This window comes from Paenibacillus sp. F4, from assembly GCF_002894905.1.
GTDB lineage: Bacteria > Bacillota > Bacilli > Paenibacillales > Paenibacillaceae > Paenibacillus > Paenibacillus polymyxa_B.
Genome location: NZ_POVS01000019.1, coordinates 202,460 through 221,255, shown reverse-complemented (window position 1 = coordinate 221,255; position 18,796 = coordinate 202,460). Strand labels below are relative to the sequence as shown.

19 protein-coding genes are annotated in these 18,796 nt (G+C 46.3%); 16 read left to right on the top strand and 3 right to left on the bottom strand.

Annotated features, from left to right (window positions below):
• The first annotated feature begins 173 nt into the window (after positions 1 to 173).
• The 5 genes from ilvA (at position 174) to C1T21_RS23015 (ending at position 6,034) form a co-directional block, all read left to right on the top strand.
• Positions 174 to 1,460 (top strand): threonine ammonia-lyase IlvA, encoded by a 1,287-nt coding sequence (gene ilvA / locus C1T21_RS23035; protein WP_103049908.1) that lies wholly within the window; start codon positions 174 to 176, stop codon positions 1,458 to 1,460.
• Positions 1,461 to 1,679: 219 nt separating this feature from the next.
• Positions 1,680 to 2,654, top strand: coding sequence for an arabinan endo-1,5-alpha-L-arabinosidase AbnA (abnA, locus tag C1T21_RS23030; protein ID WP_103049907.1), 975 nt, complete (start codon positions 1,680 to 1,682; stop codon positions 2,652 to 2,654).
• Between the two features lie 258 nt (positions 2,655 to 2,912).
• Positions 2,913 to 3,932, top strand: coding sequence for a FecCD family ABC transporter permease (locus C1T21_RS23025; protein WP_374703733.1), 1,020 nt, complete (start codon positions 2,913 to 2,915; stop codon positions 3,930 to 3,932).
• On the top strand, positions 3,932 to 4,957 hold the full coding sequence (locus C1T21_RS23020) for a FecCD family ABC transporter permease (protein ID WP_071559279.1): 1,026 nt from the start codon (positions 3,932 to 3,934) through the stop codon (positions 4,955 to 4,957). The genes C1T21_RS23025 and C1T21_RS23020 overlap by 1 nt, the downstream gene beginning before the upstream one ends.
• A gap of 129 nt (positions 4,958 to 5,086) precedes the next feature.
• Positions 5,087 to 6,034 (top strand): ABC transporter substrate-binding protein, encoded by a 948-nt coding sequence (locus tag C1T21_RS23015; RefSeq protein ID WP_103049905.1) that lies wholly within the window; start codon positions 5,087 to 5,089, stop codon positions 6,032 to 6,034.
• Positions 6,035 to 6,196: 162 nt separating this feature from the next.
• On the opposite strand, the gene C1T21_RS23010 is transcribed toward C1T21_RS23015, so the two are convergent.
• On the bottom strand, positions 6,197 to 6,628 hold the full coding sequence (locus C1T21_RS23010) for a hypothetical protein (RefSeq protein ID WP_013308831.1): 432 nt from the start codon (positions 6,626 to 6,628) through the stop codon (positions 6,197 to 6,199).
• Positions 6,629 to 6,825: 197 nt separating this feature from the next.
• On the opposite strand from C1T21_RS23010, the gene C1T21_RS23005 reads away from it, so the two are divergent.
• The 3 genes from C1T21_RS23005 to C1T21_RS22995 all read left to right on the top strand — a co-directional run bounded on the left by C1T21_RS23005 (position 6,826) and on the right by C1T21_RS22995 (position 9,105).
• Positions 6,826 to 7,125, top strand: a complete 300-nt coding sequence (locus C1T21_RS23005; RefSeq protein WP_103049904.1) for a hypothetical protein — start codon at positions 6,826 to 6,828, stop codon at positions 7,123 to 7,125.
• 271 nt (positions 7,126 to 7,396) lie between these two features.
• The gene (locus C1T21_RS23000; RefSeq protein ID WP_068938549.1) at positions 7,397 to 8,221 is read left to right on the top strand and encodes an alpha/beta hydrolase; all 825 of its coding nucleotides are present in this window, start codon (positions 7,397 to 7,399) and stop codon (positions 8,219 to 8,221) included.
• A gap of 92 nt (positions 8,222 to 8,313) precedes the next feature.
• Positions 8,314 to 9,105: a dioxygenase family protein gene (locus C1T21_RS22995; protein ID WP_103049903.1), complete on the top strand. Its 792-nt coding sequence runs from the start codon at positions 8,314 to 8,316 to the stop codon at positions 9,103 to 9,105.
• A 157-nt stretch (positions 9,106 to 9,262) separates the two neighbouring features.
• Here C1T21_RS22995 and C1T21_RS22990 read toward each other — a convergent pair whose 3' ends face one another.
• Positions 9,263 to 9,781, bottom strand: a complete 519-nt coding sequence (locus C1T21_RS22990; protein ID WP_023987083.1) for a DoxX family membrane protein — start codon at positions 9,779 to 9,781, stop codon at positions 9,263 to 9,265.
• Between the two features lie 249 nt (positions 9,782 to 10,030).
• On the opposite strand from C1T21_RS22990, the gene C1T21_RS22985 reads away from it, so the two are divergent.
• The 6 genes from C1T21_RS22985 to corA all read left to right on the top strand — a co-directional run bounded on the left by C1T21_RS22985 (position 10,031) and on the right by corA (position 16,872).
• The gene (locus tag C1T21_RS22985; RefSeq protein ID WP_103049902.1) at positions 10,031 to 11,125 is read left to right on the top strand and encodes a DUF3048 domain-containing protein; all 1,095 of its coding nucleotides are present in this window, start codon (positions 10,031 to 10,033) and stop codon (positions 11,123 to 11,125) included.
• A 188-nt stretch (positions 11,126 to 11,313) separates the two neighbouring features.
• Positions 11,314 to 11,928, top strand: coding sequence for a DUF47 domain-containing protein (locus tag C1T21_RS22980; RefSeq protein ID WP_007428879.1), 615 nt, complete (start codon positions 11,314 to 11,316; stop codon positions 11,926 to 11,928).
• Positions 11,929 to 11,942: 14 nt separating this feature from the next.
• Entirely contained in the window at positions 11,943 to 12,932 is a 990-nt protein-coding gene (locus C1T21_RS22975) for an inorganic phosphate transporter (RefSeq protein WP_103049901.1), read from the top strand.
• A gap of 239 nt (positions 12,933 to 13,171) precedes the next feature.
• On the top strand, positions 13,172 to 14,620 hold the full coding sequence (locus tag C1T21_RS22970; protein ID WP_103049900.1) for an amino acid ABC transporter substrate-binding protein/permease: 1,449 nt from the start codon (positions 13,172 to 13,174) through the stop codon (positions 14,618 to 14,620).
• Positions 14,613 to 15,341: an amino acid ABC transporter ATP-binding protein gene (locus C1T21_RS22965; RefSeq protein WP_029517121.1), complete on the top strand. Its 729-nt coding sequence runs from the start codon at positions 14,613 to 14,615 to the stop codon at positions 15,339 to 15,341. Before C1T21_RS22970 ends, C1T21_RS22965 begins: the two co-directional genes overlap by 8 nt.
• 571 nt (positions 15,342 to 15,912) lie before the next feature.
• A complete protein-coding gene (gene corA / locus C1T21_RS22960; RefSeq protein ID WP_103049899.1) occupies positions 15,913 to 16,872 on the top strand; it encodes a magnesium/cobalt transporter CorA in 960 nt (319 codons plus the stop codon).
• 6 nt (positions 16,873 to 16,878) lie between these two features.
• Here the strand turns inward: corA and C1T21_RS22955 are convergent, their stop codons facing one another.
• Entirely contained in the window at positions 16,879 to 17,394 is a 516-nt protein-coding gene (locus C1T21_RS22955; RefSeq protein ID WP_061830840.1) for a hypothetical protein, read from the bottom strand.
• A gap of 226 nt (positions 17,395 to 17,620) precedes the next feature.
• Here C1T21_RS22955 and C1T21_RS22950 point away from each other — a divergent pair, with 226 nt between their 5' ends.
• A complete protein-coding gene (locus C1T21_RS22950; protein ID WP_007428885.1) occupies positions 17,621 to 17,911 on the top strand; it encodes a YerC/YecD family TrpR-related protein in 291 nt (96 codons plus the stop codon).
• A complete protein-coding gene (locus C1T21_RS22945) occupies positions 17,911 to 18,699 on the top strand; it encodes a sirohydrochlorin chelatase (RefSeq protein WP_081112480.1) in 789 nt (262 codons plus the stop codon). Before C1T21_RS22950 ends, C1T21_RS22945 begins: the two co-directional genes overlap by 1 nt.
• Positions 18,700 to 18,796: the final 97 nt, after the last annotated feature.

Sequence of the window (18,796 nt, the reverse complement as noted above, 5' to 3'; positions counted from 1 at the left end):
TATTTGAAAGATTTCAAATACAGCACTTTGCATCATTCGATTCCTAACGCTCAAAAGTACAATGTATAGACGAACTAAACTGTTTCGATCTATATATTGCTAATTTGAAATCGCTTTTGGGATTTATGCAAATTGCTCAATACAGAAATATTCAGGCGGAGCGTGGAGAACCTATGGAACCAACAAAAACCCAGAAAACCGACCCGGCCATGGCGTCAACCGTTGGCATGGAGGATATTGTACGGGCGCATCATATGCTGCGTGAGGTGATTGTACGTACACCTTTACAGAGGGATGCTGTCCTATCGGCCAAATATAACTGTAATGTGTATCTGAAAAGAGAGGATCTCCAAGTCGTGCGGTCCTTTAAAATCCGTGGAGCTTACAACATGATCCGTAGCTTGACCCCTGAGCAAATGGAAAAAGGCATCGTGTGTGCGAGTGCAGGGAATCATGCGCAAGGTGTGGCTTTTTCATGTAATGCACTTGGTATCCACGGTAAAATATTTATGCCGAGTACAACGCCCAATCAGAAGGTGAAGCAGGTTCGTCGCTTTGGTGGAAACAGTGTAGAGGTCATTTTGACCGGAGATACGTTTGACGATGCTTATGATGAGGCCATGAAGGTGTGCAGCGAGCAGGCAATGACCTTCATCCATCCGTTCGATCAGCCGAAAATTATTGCAGGCAATGGTACGATTGCGATGGAAGTAATGGAGAGCCTAGATACACCTATGGACTATGTGTTCGTGACAATTGGCGGCGGCGGTTTGGCGGCAGGCGTAGGTACGTATGTTAAAACCGTGAGTCCATCCACCAAGGTAATTGGTGTGGAACCCCTTGGCGCAGCGTCGATGACGGAAGCGATGCGTTTGCACAAGGTCGTTACACTGGATCAAATAGACAAGTTTGTTGACGGAGCTGCAGTGAAGCGTGTGGGTCAGCTGACATACGATATTTGTAAACATACCTTGGACGATATTGTGAAGGTACCGGAAGGCAAAGCATGTACCGCGATTCTGGAGTTGTATAATGAAAATGCGATTGTTGTGGAGCCTGCGGGTTCACTGCCTGTGGCAGCACTTGATCTGTATCGCGAGCAGATTCAAGGCAAAACGGTTGTCTGTATTGTCAGCGGTGGTAACAATGATATAGATCGAATGCAGGAGATTAAGGAACGGTCCCTAATTTACGAAGGACTGAAGCATTATTTTATGGTGAATTTCCCGCAAAGAGCTGGGGCGCTGCGTGAGTTTCTACAGGATGTGCTTGGACCGGACGACGATATTACTAGGTTTGAATATACGAAAAAGAATGATAAGGAAAATGGACCAGCTCTGGTCGGTATTGAGCTGTTTCATAAGGAAGACTATCTTCCTTTAATTGAACGAATGAACCGCAAGGGGCTTAAATATACGGAACTGAACAAAAACGAAAATCTATTTAATATGCTAATTTGAAGAGGAGCCTACAGGCTCCTTTTTTGTATCAAAATTTGCAAAATCCTCATATGTATAGCGGTATGCGTAGTTTATGAATTTCTTTTTATTTGAAATAAAGCGTTTACAAAACTGAATGTAATAGGTTAACATATGGGTAACTTCATAAGTATAAACACTAATGTAATAGGTGTGACACCTGAATTTCATTATAAGATACTCATTCGGAGGTGCGAAGGAATGTTGAAAGCATGGAAAAAATCAGTACAGAGTAAATTGATCAGAACGGCATTTGCTGCCGTAACCTCGGCTGCTTTAATGCTGTCAGTGATGCCATCTGCATCCGCAGAGCACTGGGCGTTAACTGGCGATGTGGCAGTGCATGATCCGTCCATTACGAAGGAAGGCAACGCATGGTATATTTTTTCCACAGGGCAGGGGATACAGGTTCAAAGATCGGACGACGGACGTAATTTTTACAGATTGCCGCAAATATTCCTGTCGCCGCCATCATGGTGGAAATCGTATGTACCTAAGCAAAAGCCTAAAGATGTATGGGCACCGGATGCTCAAAAGTATAATGGACGGGTATGGCTGTACTATTCCATTTCTACTTTTGGTGCCCGGACCTCGGCTATCGGACTAGCCTCCGCAACGAGTATTGGCGCGGGGAGCTGGAGAGATGATGGACTAGTGCTGCGTACGACGGATGCTAACGATTACAATGCCATTGACCCGAATCTCGTCATTGACGCTTCCGGTAACCCGTGGCTTTCCTTTGGTTCATGGAATTCAGGCTTGAAAGTGACTCGACTGGATAAAAATACGATGAAGCCTACGGGCCAGATCTATTCTATCGCCAAGCGTACGGCTGGTGGTTTGGAAGCGCCACATCTTACATACCGTGACGGCTATTATTATCTGTTTGCTTCCATTGATAACTGCTGCAAAGGCGTAGACAGTAATTATAAGATTATTTACGGTCGCTCTACTAGTATTACCGGACCGTATGTGGATAAGAGCGGCAAAAGCTTGATGGATGGCGGTGGAACGGTACTGGATGCGGGGAATGACCGTTGGAAGGGACCGGGTGGACAATCTGTCTATAACAACAGTGTGATTGCACGTCATGCCTATGATGCCACTGATGGTGGAAATCCAAAGCTTCTGATTAGTGATTTGAAATGGGATTCGGCAGGCTGGCCTACGTACTAAAGAGAGGACCGTTTGGAGTCACCTGTGTAGTAAAATCATATAGATATATTCAAAAACTGTTCCTCCTAAGGGGAACAGTTTTTGGCTTGCAATGTCATAGAAACATGCTATTATGTATCAAGTTGATAATAATTATCATTATCGTATGAGAGACGTGATGATTTTCAGGTACGGAGGGAGTGACCTCACCAAATGCAGTCTAAAGACAGCATGGACAAACATACAGCTCTGACAGAGAGGGCAGTTCCTGAAGTAGTCATAACAGCACGCCCAGTGCTTCGAGCGGGTAGGATTCGGCAGGCGTTGTTGTTCACAGCTTCGGCTGTATTGTTGGCTTTGGCCATATTCGCCGCCATTTCTCTCGGAGCCAAGGACCTGACCGTAAAGACCGTGTGGTCGGCAGTATTTCATTATGATCGTTCGCTGATGACACATCAGATCATTCACGAGCTGAGATTACCGCGTGTACTGGGTGCAGCTGTTATTGGAGCTGCGCTGGCGGTGGCAGGCTCTCTGATTCAGGGTATTACACGCAACCCGCTGGGAGATACAGGTGTGCTGGGCATTAACGCAGGAGCGATGTTTGTAGTTGCTGTGAGTTTTGCCTTTTTCCCCAATCTACCTTATGGGACGTTAATTGTATTGTCGTTCCTGGGGGCGCTGATGAGTACCTTACTAGTATTTGGTCTGGGAGCATCTGCACCGGGAGGATTGACACCTATGAGATTGACGGTGTCTGGAGCTGTGACGGCTGCCTTGTTAGGTTCCATGACTTCGGGGATTGCGATTTATTTTGATCTAAGTCAGGATTTAGCCTTCTGGTATGCGGGTGGTGTAGCCGGGATTAAATGGTCGCAGCTTGAGATTCTTGCACCGATTTTACTTATGGTGATCGCCTGGTCTATGGGGCTGGCACGTTCTATTTCGCTGATTTCGATGGGCGACGAGGTGGCGTTAAACCTTGGGTTGAATCTCAGGCGTATCCGGCTTTTGTGTCTGCTGACTGTAGTGGTACTGGCCGGACTCTCTGTATCGGCTGCCGGAGCCATCGGCTTTGTAGGTTTGGTTATCCCACATATCGCCCGCAAGCTAATCGGTGTGGATTATCGCCAGATTGTGCCGCTGTCTGCATTATTGGGAGCCGTGCTGCTGGTGCTGGCAGATTTGGGAGCGAGAATGGCAAATCCGCCGGAGGAGCTAGCTATTGGAATTATGGTGTCTTTTATTGGAGTACCCTTTTTCCTCTTTCTCGCCCGTAAGGAAAGGAGGGATTTATAGTGAGTCGCTCTTTAGGGATTGGGGACACAAGAACGAAAAAGGCTTGGCTCGTTTGTTTGGTATTGGCGGGGATCAGCTTTGCTGTCCTTGTTTTGGGTTTGAATACCGGAACGATTCGTATTCCACCGCTACGCGTGCTGGATACGTTGTTTGGCGGTGGCAGCGGACGTGATCATATCGTTCTGTTCGAGTATCGTCTGCCACGTATTGCTGTAACGGTGCTAGCTGGAGCGGGACTAGGTGCAGCCGGGGCGGTCATGCAAGGCTTGTCACGGAACGCACTTGCTGATCCGGGAGTGCTCGGTCTTCATGCGGGGGCTGCGTTGGGGCTGGTAATGTTCGTTAGCTTTTTTCGCGACCTGGACGGATCGGCCGCCGTTCTGATCCCCTTGTTTACCTTTGCAGGAGGTGTCATTGCGGCGGTGCTGATTGTTTTGTTGTCCTATAACCGCAGCAGAGGAATCGTGCCGGTGCGTCTGATTTTGTCTGGCATCGGTGTAGCCTCGGGTCTTAGCGCCATAACGCTGTATTGGTCGTTGCGGCTGGATGAGGATACGTACGCATTTACTGCACGTTGGTTGGCTGGCAGCGTTTGGGGCCGGGACTGGATACACGCAGCGGCTTTGCTGCCTTGGATAGTCATTGTATTACCCTACGTTCTGTCGCAGACGCGCAGTCTGAACAATCTGTCGTTGGGCGACGAGACCGCAGCTGGAATTGGCACAAATGTGAAGCGCCAGCGCCTATTACTGCTGGGCGCAGCCGTGGCTCTATCCAGTGCCAGCGTATCCATGGCTGGAGGCATCGGTTTTATTGGGCTGATTGCGCCTCATCTGGCTCGCCGTCTGGTTGGGCCGATGTACCAGCATTTGCTGCCAGTAGCCTGTTTGGTCGGGGTCGTCATTCTGGTCACCGCAGACACGATTGGGCGTTCGGTGTTTCAGCCGAATGCGATTCCCGCAGGTGTGGTGGTTGCTGTGGTAGGAGCTCCGTATTTTTTATTCCTGCTGTCCCGAACAAAATGACAGAAGGAATAGGTACATATGAAATCATATGGTGCAAATGATGCAACCCGCTGAAATTAATAACTAAGTAGAAGCCTTCTATATTGATCATTATAATGTAGAGTTTCTGTAGCATAGGAGAGAGTAAACATGAGAAAGCACAAATTTGAGGGTTCAGGTTTTAAACGTTCATGGGTAGTCACAGCTCTTGTTGTATGCATGATCATGCTGTCCGCTTGCGGACAAGCAGCCGACAAACAGGCTACCGATACGAAAGCGGCTGGCAGTGCGCAGACAACCATTAGTGCGGATTCGCGTATTGCTTCGATGTCTATTCATTTGACCAACAACCTGCTGGCATTGGGTATTACTCCGGCTGGTTCGGTCATTGGCGGAGATGTGAAGGATTTTCTGCCCCATGTAAAAGATCGTCTTCAAAATACCCGTAAGCTAGGTGTTGTCACAGACCCGGATATGGAAGCGGTACTGGAGCTCCAACCTGATCATATTTTCTTAGACAAAAAATATTCGGGAACCGATGTGGCCAAGTTTGAAAAAATTGCGCCGACCGAAGTTTTTGATCTGGATGAAGGCACATGGAAGGATCAATTGAAAAAAATAGCTGTTATGGTCAAACATGAAGCACAGGCAGACGCATTTCTAAAAGATTATGATACACAGAAGGAACGAGTCAAAAAGCTGATTCATTCAAAAATTGGAGACGGAACGGTTATGGCTGTACGTGTGACGGCGAAAGAGGTTCGTGTTATGGGGATGAAGCGTCCGGTAGGACCGCTGTTGTATCAGGATTTGGGCTTGAAGCCAGCCAAAGGTGTAGAAAAGATCAACAAGGCTTACCAGGTTGTTTCCCAAGAGGTTTTACCGGATTATGATGCCGATGCGATCCTTGTTATCATCAGTAAAGGCGCGGATGCCCAAAAGGTATACAAGCAGCTGGAAGGAAATACAGTATGGCAAGGTCTCAAGGCGGTGAAGCAAGGGCATGTCTACATGTTGGACGGACAGCCTTGGCTGGACTATTCCGCGATGGGACATAAAATTGCTCTGGATAATGCAGAACAACTATTTTCCAAATAAGTTCTAAAGTATATCAAGCCGTATTCCCCCATGCAGCTTCTTGCAGGCCAGGAATACGGCTTTTTGGCGCACACCCAAGCTGTAAGTCGATTGCCTGATCGAAATGAAAAGGAGCTGCTATGATCTCAAATGGGGCAGCTCCATTATAATGAGGATTGCGGGCTATGAACGTTTTTTACGCAGAAAAATCGGTTTGAGCCCAATAAAGCCGATGGCGGCGAGAATTAAATTTACCCATGGTGAGATCCTGAATACCGGCAGTACACTGCGCAGCGCCAGTCCGGCGACAAGAATCACGACAACCAACACAACATACATCAAGATGGATTTAAGATTCATCTGGGGCTTTACAGGGGCATGGTCTGGCTGTTGTGTCTCCTCGCCTTCTTCGGGACGGTCCATAAAATTCATCAGAGCTTCAACGAGTAGAATGGCTCCTGCGGCGATGATGATAAGGGTGGAAAGGCTGATTTTTTCAAAGGGTTTGATATCCCCACCTGTAAAGGTGACAAACCATCCGATAATTGCCTGTGTCAAGAAAAACATAGACAAGGCAATCCATGCAATAAGCGTATAATTTTTTGCTTTATTCATTTCTTCCTCCTGCTTTATGAGCGTATCCCGGGCTGATGGAACCGCCATTTCGTAACAAAGACAGTATACGTGAGGAAGCGTCGGATGGCAAAAGACTTTATCTATAAAATGTATATTACCGCTGCATTCTCCTCAAACTGGATACAGGGTGAGCACATAGAGCAACCTGAATATAAACGTTAAGAGGGTGTGGCATCATGAAACTGGAGAACCAGGCAGATTATTCAGTCCAAAAACGACTGGCAAACGCTTCGAACGGGAATAGCGGGGTGGCCTCGTCTACAAATGTGAGTCACCGGAGCGTTCAGAGATCATCTCCAACGTACCGTATACTGGACGATATCGAAGTGGCTGAGGATACAGAATTTGCGGGTGAACTGGGTGCACAGAACTACCGCAGCCTGTGGCATGAGGATGAACACAACGGTGCCTCTTGTAAGCTGGAGTGGGAGGGACGAACGGAGACCCACCAAATGTTTAGGAACAGCTACGAATAATGAATGTCGATTTTAATGTAGTGGATTCACTCTAATAAGTGTAGTATAGCGTTCTCTGGAATCGCATCGGGGAGCGCTATTTGTTTACTTTTTTAACGATGTGAACTGGCAGGTTGACAAGGGAGCAGGGCAATGATAGACTGACTTTACTATAATACTTATTAAACTTATCGGAATTAAAGTGAATGAATATCCTGGATGGATATTCCACGTTACGATATGAGTTTGATTTCATAAATGTGTAGTGAAGCTTGAAACAGGGGGAATCAGGATGGAACGGCAAATTGGAATTCGCTTTGAACATGAAGAACTGGCCGCAACAATTCATTATCCAAACCGTACAAATGAGGGAGATCGTCAGAGAAGGGTTCCTCTCGTTGTTATATGTCACGGTTTTGTAGGCAATCGTATCGGCGTAGATCGATTATTCGTCAAGACTGCGCGTGAACTGGCCGAAGGGGGATACTTTGTCCTGCGCTTTGATTTTGCCGGTTGTGGGGAGAGCACAGGTGAATACGGCAAGCAGGGGCTTGAGTCCATGATTAATCAGACACGTACCGTGTTGGATTACGCCGTCAATTGCGCGGACATTGACCCGACCAAGGTGACGCTGATCGGTCACAGTCTGGGGGGCGCAGTAGCCCTTCTCACAGCCGTACGGGACAAGAGAGTACAAAATCTGGTTCTTTGGTCAGCAGTGGGCTATCCGTTCAACGACATCGTCAAAATTACGGAGCGAAGCGTGTACGATGAGTCTGTTAAAACCGGTCATGCCGACTATTTGGGCTATAAGTTTACGCCTGCTTATTTTGAGTCGTTAGCTCAATTTCAGCCGTTCCAGGAGGCCGTTAAATTTAACGGAGATGTGCTCGTTGTTCATGGCACCTCGGATGATATTATTCCTGTGGATTATGCATTTCTGTTTCAAAAGATATTCTGGATGCGTCCAGAGGGACGCTGTGATAAAGAGATTATTTTCCAGGGAGATCACACTTTCTCGTCAGGTAAAGAGCGGCAACGGCTGATTGATCGAACACTTGAATGGCTGGATGAACAGGAAAATATTCAACGGGATTGGCAGCACTGGATGATCTGATTTCAGTGTGTAACGGATTGTATTGGAAATTGCGCCTCCGCCGGAGTAAAATGGAAGAGTAACACTATACTGGCGTGTGGAGGTTGGCAGCGATGACATTACCCTCAATTTTTGTTGCGCATGGTTCACCGACACTGGCTGTAGAAAATAACGCATATACCAGCTTTCTTGCAAAGCTGGGCGCGAGCCTGCCCCGACCCAAAGGAATTGTCATTTTTTCCGCACATTGGGATAGCCCCGATCAATGTATTGGCGCGGATGATCAGCATGCAGCGTTGCACGATTTCTATGGCTTTCCCGAAGAAATGTACTCAATCGATTACCCTGCACCAGGCGATCCGAAGCTGTATGAGGAGATAGAGCATCTGTTCAGTCAGCATAACCTGTTCCACCAGCCGGTTCGGAACCGGGGACTGGATCATGGAGCATGGGTGGTTTTGCGGCATATATATCCTGATGCAGACATACCGGTCGCACCCTTATCCATTGATTCTCGGCGCGCTCCCCAGGAGCAATACGAGATTGGACGGATGCTGGCACCGTTGCGAGAACAAGGGATTTTGATTATCGGTAGCGGCGGATTGGTCCACAACTTGCGGACACTCAAGCAGACGAGTGAGCCAGCCGATTGGGCCGTTCAATATGATGACTGGATTGCACAGCAGCTTCAAGACTGGAATTTGCGTCACCTATTCCAATATGATAAGAAGGCTCCATATGCCAAACAGGCGGTACCTTCTTATGGAATTGAGCATTTTTCACCTTTGTTTTATGCAATGGGGGCTGCGGATCATGAGCGCTCCGCGCGTAAGCTTTTTCAATCGTATGTCCTTGGCTCGTTGAGTCTCAATTGTTGGGCTTTTGGTCAAGAAAGTGATACGTAAATGTAAAAAAAGAACTTCCGAATCCACATGGTGTGTGGGAATGGAAGTTCTTTTGTGTATTTTGCGTCTTCGATTAATTAGAAGGCACGTGTATCGTGAGCATAACAGCGCAAAAAATAACCATTATCCCGGAGGATAACGGTTATTTTGGGGATGTTTAAGCTATTTTTCGACTAGGGTCCGCTGGAAAGGTATCTTTATTTTTACGAAACAGTCCACGCAGGAAAGGCAGTACCCAACGGTCAAAGCCAATTCTTCCAGCATTTGCACCAGCAACTACAAGGAAGATTTCAAACAGCAGGTAGATTGCATTGGTGCTTACTGTACCCGAGAACAGGAACGAGAAGTTCATAACCATAGCCATCAAAGCAGCCAGTGTAGTCAATGTACCGAGAAGCAGGCCAACCCCGACCAAGAACTCACCCAATGGGATCAGGACGTTGAACAAACCTACATTCGGCAGGGCAAAGGCTTCCAAGAACGATCCCCACCAGCCTTGTACAGCGGGATGGTCTCCACCTGTTTTAGCAATGGCCCCCGAGATAAATCCGCCTGCATCAAATCCACCTGTCAGCTTTTCAAGTCCGTGGGTCATCCATTCATACCCTAGATAAACCCGTACTACAGTCAGCAACCACATTGCGACTTTGTTCTCACGTAACCAGCTGTTAAACATTCAAACCACTCCTCTTTCTTAATCTATAATGTTGGTTGTATTTCATTTTGTTGGGGATGATCATCTTTGCTACACCTTTATTGTAGTAGGTTCAGTTACAGTTATTTGTGATAAAAATCACAAAGTCTAAATATTTTTTAAATTTTAATGTCTTCAGATAAGTATTCTATAGATTGGTCATGCTTCAATCAAGACAAAAACAGGAAATAAAGCTTATAATGAGAAAAATAACTAAGTGGAGGGATGAACTTGTCCGGGCCCATTTCCCAACGAAATCATTGGTTGCGTGTGATGGCCTCAGCTCTGTTATGCATGACGCTGATGTCTTGTTCTGCTATGTCCAATACGGGTAAATCCGAATCCGTTCCCCAACTGACCAAGCAAGAAACAGAGAAGGAGGCACTTGAACCGCCGAAGGAGCAGTCTATTCCAGCATTTACAGCTCCGCTCACTGGTCTTCCGGTGGAGCAGCCGGTTTTGGAGCGACCGCTCGCTGTCATGATCAACAATGCTCCGGCTGCGCGTCCACAGGCAGGACTTAGCGAGGCAGACATGGTATATGAAGTTCTTGCAGAAGGCGGGATTACCCGTCTGGTCGCTTTTTTCCAAAGTCATGGCGGAGATGTAAAGATTGGACCGGTCCGTAGCATTCGGCCGTATTTGATTGAGCTGGGCGAAACCTATGGTGCGTTGCCGATACACGCAGGGGGAAGCACAGATGCCTATGCGATTTTACAGCAGCAGCGGAAGGAACATCTGGATGAGATTTCAAATGGAGGGGCTTACTTCTGGCGAAGCAAAGATCGTCGTCCTCCGCATAATTTATACACAGACGTAAACAGACTGCGCAAAGGAAGCGATAGTAAAGGGTATGCCAAGCAGACGGACGTTCCAGTATATTCTTACCTTAAATCCGGCGAAACTCCAGTTATGGTGGACGAGGCAGCAGCATCTTTGCAAATCCGGTTTTTGCTTAAAAGCTATCGGGTATCTTATACCTATGATCCAGCGAATCAACAATATAAGCGTTTTGTGAACGAAAAGTCACATGTGGATCAAAATAATAACCAACAGCTCTCAGCAGCCAATGTCATTGTAATGAGCGCTAGACATCGAACGTTGGATGATGTAGGCAGATTAAGTGTTGAGCTGGACGGCAGTGGAGAGGCCATGGTGTTTCAACAAGGACAGTTAATACAGGCTGAGTGGCAGCATACACCAGGCGATGCGATTCGTTTTATGAAAAATGGGGTTGAAATCCCGTTAACGCCAGGTACATCCTATATACATGTGGTACCTGCAGATACTTCACTAAAGGAACATGTAACCATAGAAGCAAATTAGAAAACGAAATACACCTTTTTAGGAAAAAATTGTCGGATAATGACCTTCCATGTCGGGCATTGTATACGTATATCATGAAATTTGCTTTTACAAACATTACAAAAACATTGATGAGTGTGATAAGATAGCAAAGGTTGTCTATTGCAGTCGAAACAGGTTGCGGATATTTTCGTAAAGGGGTAATCGTTATGAGATTGAAGAAAAAGGATATATTCTTCGAGACGTTGGAAAATATGGCAGATACGATCGTGCAAGCAGCCGATTATTTTGCCCAACATACTTCAAATCTTCAAGATGTGACTTTGTTTACAAATGAAATGAAGAAGTATGAAAATAAGTGTGATGATTACACACACACGATTATTACTGAGCTGAACAAGACCTTCATTACGCCGTTGGAACGCGACGACATCATGGAACTGACAACGACCATGGATGATGTGCTGGACGGTCTTGAAGCGACGGCTTCCCGTTTTTATATGTACAACATTACGGAGCCGGACGAGTATATTGTGCAGTTCGCTGATATTTTGCGTCAATCAGCTTACGAAATTCAGAAAGCTGTGCATTTGCTTTCACAGAAAAAATTGCTGGCCATTCGTGAATACACTATTCGCCTGAATGATTTGGAAAATCAGGGGGACGAATTATTGCGTATTTGCATCAAAAACCTGTTTGCAACTGTAACTGACCCTATTGAACTGATTAAACGCAAAGAATTGTACGAACGCCTTGAAACGACAACGGATTCATGCGAGGATGTTGCAAATATGCTGGAATCCATCATTATGCGTAACTCGTAAGGGAGTCCTTTTACATGGATACAAGTTTACTGGTATTGGGTATTGTTATTTTTCTTGCTCTGGCATTTGATTTTATTAATGGTTTTCATGATACGGCGAACGCGATTGCAACTTCGGTATCGACCCGTGCATTGACTCCACGACGTGCAATTATTATGGCTGCGGTCATGAACTTTCTCGGGGCAATATTGTTTACAGGGGTTGCCAAGACCATTGGTGGAAGTGTCGCTGATCCAACCAAGCTTACGAATGGAATTGATATCGTGATTGCGACGCTGATCGCTGCGATTATCTGGAACCTCTTAACCTGGTGGTTCGGTATTCCTTCATCCTCTTCTCATGCACTAATTGGTGCATTGGCTGGAGCGGTGTATGTAGGTGCGGGATCGGATAAATTAAACTGGAGCGGCTTCATCGGGATTGTCGAAGGACTTATTTTCTCCCCGTTGATTGCTTTTGTTGTCGGTTACATCGTGATGATGATTTTAAAATACATCTTCGCTCGTCGTAGTCCGCATACGGTGAACAAAGGGTTTCGTACAATGCAGGTCATTACGGCAGCGATTCAGTCGTTCACGCATGGTACGAATGATGCTCAAAAGGCGATGGGGATTATTACATTCGCACTCGTTTCGGCGGGGTATCAGGACCATTTGGAAGTACCCATGTGGGTAAAAATTTCAGCCGCAACAGCCATGGCGCTGGGTACGTCTATTGGGGGCTGGAAAATCATCAAGACGATGGGAACCAAGATTTTTAAAATCGAGCCAATTAACGGATTCGCAGCCGACATTTCGGGAGCTTCTGTTATTTTCACAGCCACATTGCTTCATTTACCCGTAAGCACCACTCATGCCATTACTTCGGCTATTTTGGGTGTGGGCTCTGCGAAGCGCTTTTCCGCTGTGCGTTGGTCGCTGGCCGGTCGCATTATTATTACTTGGGTTATAACGATACCTATTTCTGCACTGTTATCTGGATTGATTTTCAAAATTCTTTTCTAGTTCATTATTATTTCTTGAAAAAAAGGTATACACTATAGGATACACCATAAGCTTCCGTCCGCTTTTTGCGGCAGGGGCTTATTGGCATTCTGGGGCAAAACTGCTTCTTCAAAGTTTACACCTCCAGATAGTTCCATGAAACATTTTTCAAAAATAGCTGACATCAAAGTAGTCAATTTTTAATAACTCCTGTAAAATAAACAGAAAACTTTGAACCGTTCAACTGACTGGAGGAACTTATGCAAAAATCTAGAAAACTAATAGCACTCATGATTTGTTTGTTTTTTGTGGTTGCCCTGGCTGGTAATTTCGGTGTAGTGGCACATGCAGAAAATAAAACAAAGTATGATATCGGCACGGATACAACGTTCGCGCCTTTTGAGTTTGAAGATGTGAATGGTAAATTCGTCGGAATCGACATGGATCTGCTGGCGGCTATTGCCAAGGATCAAAATTTTGAATATACCATCAAGCCTCTTGGCTTTAACGCGGCAGTGCAGGCCCTTGAAACGAACCAAGTGGATGGTGTCATTGCCGGGATGAGTATTACCGATGAACGTAAGCGGAAATTTGATTTTTCCGAGCCTTATTTTGATTCAGGCGTCGTCATGGCGGTCCGCAAGGATAATGATACGGTTAAACGCTATGAGGACTTGAAAGGACAGCGTGTCGCTGTCAAAACAGGAACGGAAGGTTATACATTCGCAGAATCCATTAAGGCCAAATACGGCTTTACTACAGTACCGTTCGACGATTCTTCTCAAATGTATGATGAAGTTAAAACAGGTAATTCGGTTGCCTGCTTTGATGACTATCCGGTACTGGCATATGGTGTAAATCAGAATAACGGCCTTAAGCTGGTAACAGATAAGGAAAAAGGTGCTTCTTACGGGTTTGCTGTTAACCAAGGCAAGAACCAGGAGTTGCTGGAGAAATTTAATGCAGGGCTTGTTAATCTGCGCAACAGCGGGGAATACGATAAAATTTTGGCTAAATACCTTGGTGAATCAGGCAAAGGTGTGGCGCCTGTAGAGACCAGCCGCTGGGGACTGATTTCCGCTTCGCTACCTTCGCTCATTAAGGGCATGGGAAATACGTTGCTGTACACGCTTGTATCTTTACTCGTAGCCTTTATCCTAGGGTTGGTGTTTGGCTTTATGAAAGTAAGCCATAACAAGGTGTTCCGTGGTATTGCAACTGTTTTCGTCGATATATTCCGCGGTATTCCGCTGATCGTGCTTGCTTTCTTTATTTACTTTGGTATTCCACAGGCACTGGATTTCAAAATGCCGCTTTTTGTTGCGGCTGTATTGACGCTATCCCTAAATGCGGGTGCGTATGTAACTGAGATTATCCGTGGTGGTATTCAGTCCATTGATCCGGGACAAATGGAAGCAGCTCGTTCGCTTGGTCTACCCTATCGGACGGCTATGCTTAAAATCATTTTGCCACAAGCTGTGAAAATCATGATCCCGTCGTTTATCAATCAGTTGGTTATTACGTTGAAGGATACGTCCATTTTGTCTGTTATCGGTTTGGTCGAATTGACCCAATCGGGTAAGATCATTATTGCGCGGACATTCCAATCCTTTGATATTTGGCTGGTAGTAGCGGTGATGTATCTTATCGTCATTACAGTCCTGACCAAAATTTCCAACCGTCTTGAAGGGAGAGTTCGCCGTGGGTAAAATTATCGTTAAAAACCTAAAAAAAAGCTATGGTAGTAATCAAGTGCTAAAGGGCATCGACATGCAAGTACGTGAAGGCGAGGTTGTATGTGTCATTGGCCCGTCTGGTTCGGGGAAAAGTACTTTTTTGCGTTGTATGAACATGCTTGAAGAAATTACCGCAGGTGAGGTCATTGTCGATGACTACAACTTGAGTGACAAAAACGTGGACATTAACAAAGTCCGTGAAAATATAGGTATGGTATTTCAACACTTCAATTTGTTTCCGCATATGACCGTGCTCAAGAACATTATGTTCGCGCCGACTGAACTGGGTAAACAGTCCAAGGCAGAGGCCCGGGAAACGGCTATGAAGCTGCTGGATCGTGTAGGTTTGGCCGATAAGGCAGATGCACTGCCAGGACAGCTTTCCGGCGGTCAGAAGCAGCGTGTAGCGATTGCACGTGCGCTGGCAATGAACCCAGACATTATGCTGTTCGACGAGCCGACCTCGGCGCTTGATCCTGAAATGGTAGGCGAAGTGCTGGGTGTAATGAATGATCTGGCTCGCGAAGGCATGACGATGATGATCGTAACGCATGAGATGGGTTTTGCACGCGAAGTAAGCGACCGTGTTGTGTTTATGGACGGTGGTTACATCGTAGAAGAAGGAACGCCACAAGAGGTATTTGGTAATCCGAAAAACGAGCGGACCATTAGTTTCTTAGAAAAAGTATTGTAAGTGGGCAAGGTTTGCCGTGAGTGCAGGTAAGGACGTAGTGTGCGACCGCTCCGCGATCCATTTGATCTTTCGATCGCTGTTGCCCCTGAATTTTTGGATTGTATAGGACCTTATAAGGTGAAAATTCAGGGGCAAAGGCGAACGCTCCGCTTCTCCAGATTCAAATGGAGCGCTCCGCTACTACTTGCTGAGCGCTCCTTTCTTCGCAAAAGCCTGCCCCATTTTAAATGGGTGGGTATAGGCAGAAGGAATTGGCGCAGCGCTTTGCTTGCTGCGCCGAGGGGGATATAGCGAGGTAAGCATCCGACCGCTTAGTGGCTTTTCGTGTGCATCTTTAATGAACGTGAGTGATTTTTCTTTTACGATGCTTATTTTCGTAAGTGGAAGGCTTGCTTTGAAGATAAGAACTGCTCTGCACGAGGATAAAGGATATCTTGGGAGGCATGTTGGCCCGGAGATATCCTTTTCTTTATTAAAAGGAATACAGGACTTGAGATTTGTATAATGCTGATTGGCTTATATAAAATATAAATAACATATCAGACGGAAGTGTAAGCGAGGAGGACGTACGGTGATACGTACATTGGCTATAGGCCATGATCATCAGGTAACAGTGGGAAAACCATTGGAGCAGATCGTCATGGAGGATTACATATGGATATGGGTAGATTTTAGCGAGCCTACAGATCGAGAGTCGGAGCTGCTGACGAGTTATTTTCATTTTCACCCATTGGCTGTGGAGGATTGTATGCATGTTCTGCAACGTCCCAAATTGGATTATTATGAGGATGTGCAGTTTCTGGTTGTGCATGCGCTTGATGTAGACACGTTAGCTGCGGAAGAAGTGGATATGTTTATTAGCAGTCGTTTTTTGGTTACATATCACCACCGTGACCTAGAGGAGCTGGATCAAGCCTGGGAGCGGATTGTCCAGCATGCGAATGAACGCAAAATATGGTCGCGAGGACCGCTGTCTGCAGCCTACACGGTGATGGACAAGCTGGTAGATAACTATTTTCCGAGCCTTTTTATGATTGAGGATGAATTGGCCGAGCTGGAGGGCTTGGGCGGTCGCGAATCCGTAGAGGAATTAATGAAGCAGGTGTTTGACCTGCGTGGCAGGCTGCTCAAGCTGCGCCGTACCATCGTACCCATGCGTGATCTGATGTACCGAGTTTTGAATTCGCAGCATGTGCAGGGCCAAGGAGATCATATGGCTTATTTTACCGATATATATGATCATTTATTGAAGCTGACAGACATGCTGGAGGCCGACCGCGAGATGACAGCCGACCTGAGGGACAGTTATATATCGCTCAATTCCAATCGCATGAATTCAATTATGAAGACGCTGACCGTAATTACGACCGTCTTTATGCCCTTGACGCTGATTGCAGGAATTTATGGTATGAATTTTTCGAATATGCCCGAGTTGGGCTGGAAATATGGATATTTTGGCGTACTGTTCTTCATGTTTTTGTTGAGTGTTGCAATGGTGGTCTGGTTTATGCGCCGAGGCTGGTTCAAATAGTATAATCTACTTTCTTTTGCGCTTGCGCGGACGTCTGCGCGGGGTAGTGGTGCTTTTGCGCTGCGTCTTTTTCCGGCGTGGGCGTGGTGGTGTGTATTCATCCAATTCCTCGGTGATATCTGTGGCAGAATTTTTGCTCGCGGATTTTCCGAAGGCTGGGAGCGAGCCCATAATCAGCTTCGCCATTGGAGCAAATTGCTGCACACTAGACATAACCTTTTGCACCTTGCCGACCGTAGCAACAATTCCATCAATGCCACCCATACGGTCAATGAAGCCTTTGATTTCGTTGAGATTACCGAGGTTGCCAAGACCCCCAAGCAGTCCTCCTTTGGCTGGAACCGGGTCTGGTGTGACCACGGCAGAATCCGTAATACTCGCTGGCGCCTCGTAAGGAACCAGCCCGGAAGAACCGGCTTGCGGAACCTCGTTGTATGGATCGAGTCCGGGATAAGGAGATGAACTATACGGATCGGAAAGGGAACGCTGTAGCGGCCTCCGATGATAGTAGTGTCCAGGCATGAGATCACATTCCTTTGCAGGTTGATACTCTACTGTATGTTACAAACGCACAGTGGGTTTAGGCGCGTGTCCCGAAATCAGGTATAAAAGCGGATTTGGGCATTCGTACGGTACGTTTCTATGGTCATAATGTTGTTCTGTAATGCGTGAAACCGTTAATGCTTGAAAAACCGACTATTCCTCGGGTACAATGAGGAGAGATCGTAACCTTGGGAGATGATAATCCATGCAGCTTAAAAAGCTTAATGATAAAAGTATTGATCAATTGTTCGAAGCTATTTTAACTCTTAAAAATTTGGAAGAGTGCTATGTATTTTTTGATGATCTGTGCACGATTAATGAAATTCAATCCCTCTCCCAACGTCTAGAGGTTGCCCGTATGCTAGGCAAAGGCAGCACATATAATCAGATTGAAGCAGAGACGGGGGCCAGTACAGCTACCATTTCACGTGTTAAACGTTGTCTGAACTATGGTAATGACGGGTACAAAATGACTCTGGAACGTCTGGGACGCTAATGCGGAGCCCTGGGATACTGGTAATCAGCCATGGCTCTAGGGAGCCATATTGGGTGGAACAGGTGGATCAGGCAGTTGCGAAGCTTCATTTGTCGGAAGAAATGCCGATAGAGGTTTCATTTTTGGAAACGGTTAAAGGAAGATTGATTCAAAATGGTATTGACCGTCTGGAAGCCTTGGGTGTAACAGATATATTGGTTATACCTTTGTTTGTGTCATCAGGCAGTACGCATGTAGATGAGATTAGCTATGCGCTGGGTGTCAAAGATGCGCCGGACAAAGAAACAGATTTGGAGCCGTTTCGACTGAAGGCGCAAGTGCATTTTGGCAGCCCGCTGGATGACGGAGAAGATGTTGCCCGCATGGTGTGGGACAAGGTTCGCCCGCTATCAGCCGACCCTGCGAGAGAGGTTATTTTACTCGTAGGTCACGGCAGTGTGCACAACGGCTTTTTTCAGCGCTGGGAGCAGGGGATTTCTTCGTTGGCCCGTACGGTGCAAAGCGTGAGCGGTATCATCACGGACCACGCTTTGTTAAATCCCGAGAGTGTGTACGACAAGGCAGCGTATTGGAATCAGGAGCGGGGTCATGATGTTATTGTGGCACCGCTATTTTTGAGTTCGGGATATTTTACAAGTCGTATGATTCCTAAACGCTTGCAGGGACTCGAATACCGTTATTCAGGAGACCCTTTATTACCGCATCCTTTGCTCACAAGCTGGATGGATAGACAAATTCGTGAATTATTGCAAAGTGTGCAGAAGCAAGCAAGGTCAAGTCATAGGTAGTCTGGTTCGGCTATAGCGTCATCTTAGCCTTAAATTTCCTTATTTGGGCAAAGTCTGGCTTCTTTTATTGTAAAAGAGGTCTTTTTCCAGTATGATG

Coding starts and splice junctions, on each gene's coding strand:
- ilvA (WP_103049908.1), top strand. CDS start 174: ATGGAACCAACAAAAACCCAGAAAACCGACCCGGCCATGGCGTCAACC.
- abnA (WP_103049907.1), top strand. CDS start 1,680: ATGTTGAAAGCATGGAAAAAATCAGTACAGAGTAAATTGATCAGAACG.
- C1T21_RS23015 (WP_103049905.1), top strand. CDS start 5,087: ATGAGAAAGCACAAATTTGAGGGTTCAGGTTTTAAACGTTCATGGGTA.
- C1T21_RS23010 (WP_013308831.1), bottom strand. CDS start 6,628: ATGAATAAAGCAAAAAATTATACGCTTATTGCATGGATTGCCTTGTCT.
- C1T21_RS23005 (WP_103049904.1), top strand. CDS start 6,826: ATGAAACTGGAGAACCAGGCAGATTATTCAGTCCAAAAACGACTGGCA.
- C1T21_RS23000 (WP_068938549.1), top strand. CDS start 7,397: ATGGAACGGCAAATTGGAATTCGCTTTGAACATGAAGAACTGGCCGCA.
- C1T21_RS22995 (WP_103049903.1), top strand. CDS start 8,314: ATGACATTACCCTCAATTTTTGTTGCGCATGGTTCACCGACACTGGCT.
- C1T21_RS22990 (WP_023987083.1), bottom strand. CDS start 9,781: ATGTTTAACAGCTGGTTACGTGAGAACAAAGTCGCAATGTGGTTGCTG.
- C1T21_RS22980 (WP_007428879.1), top strand. CDS start 11,314: ATGAGATTGAAGAAAAAGGATATATTCTTCGAGACGTTGGAAAATATG.
- C1T21_RS22975 (WP_103049901.1), top strand. CDS start 11,943: ATGGATACAAGTTTACTGGTATTGGGTATTGTTATTTTTCTTGCTCTG.
- C1T21_RS22970 (WP_103049900.1), top strand. CDS start 13,172: ATGCAAAAATCTAGAAAACTAATAGCACTCATGATTTGTTTGTTTTTT.
- C1T21_RS22955 (WP_061830840.1), bottom strand. CDS start 17,394: ATGCCTGGACACTACTATCATCGGAGGCCGCTACAGCGTTCCCTTTCC.
- C1T21_RS22950 (WP_007428885.1), top strand. CDS start 17,621: ATGCAGCTTAAAAAGCTTAATGATAAAAGTATTGATCAATTGTTCGAA.
- C1T21_RS22945 (WP_081112480.1), top strand. CDS start 17,911: ATGCGGAGCCCTGGGATACTGGTAATCAGCCATGGCTCTAGGGAGCCA.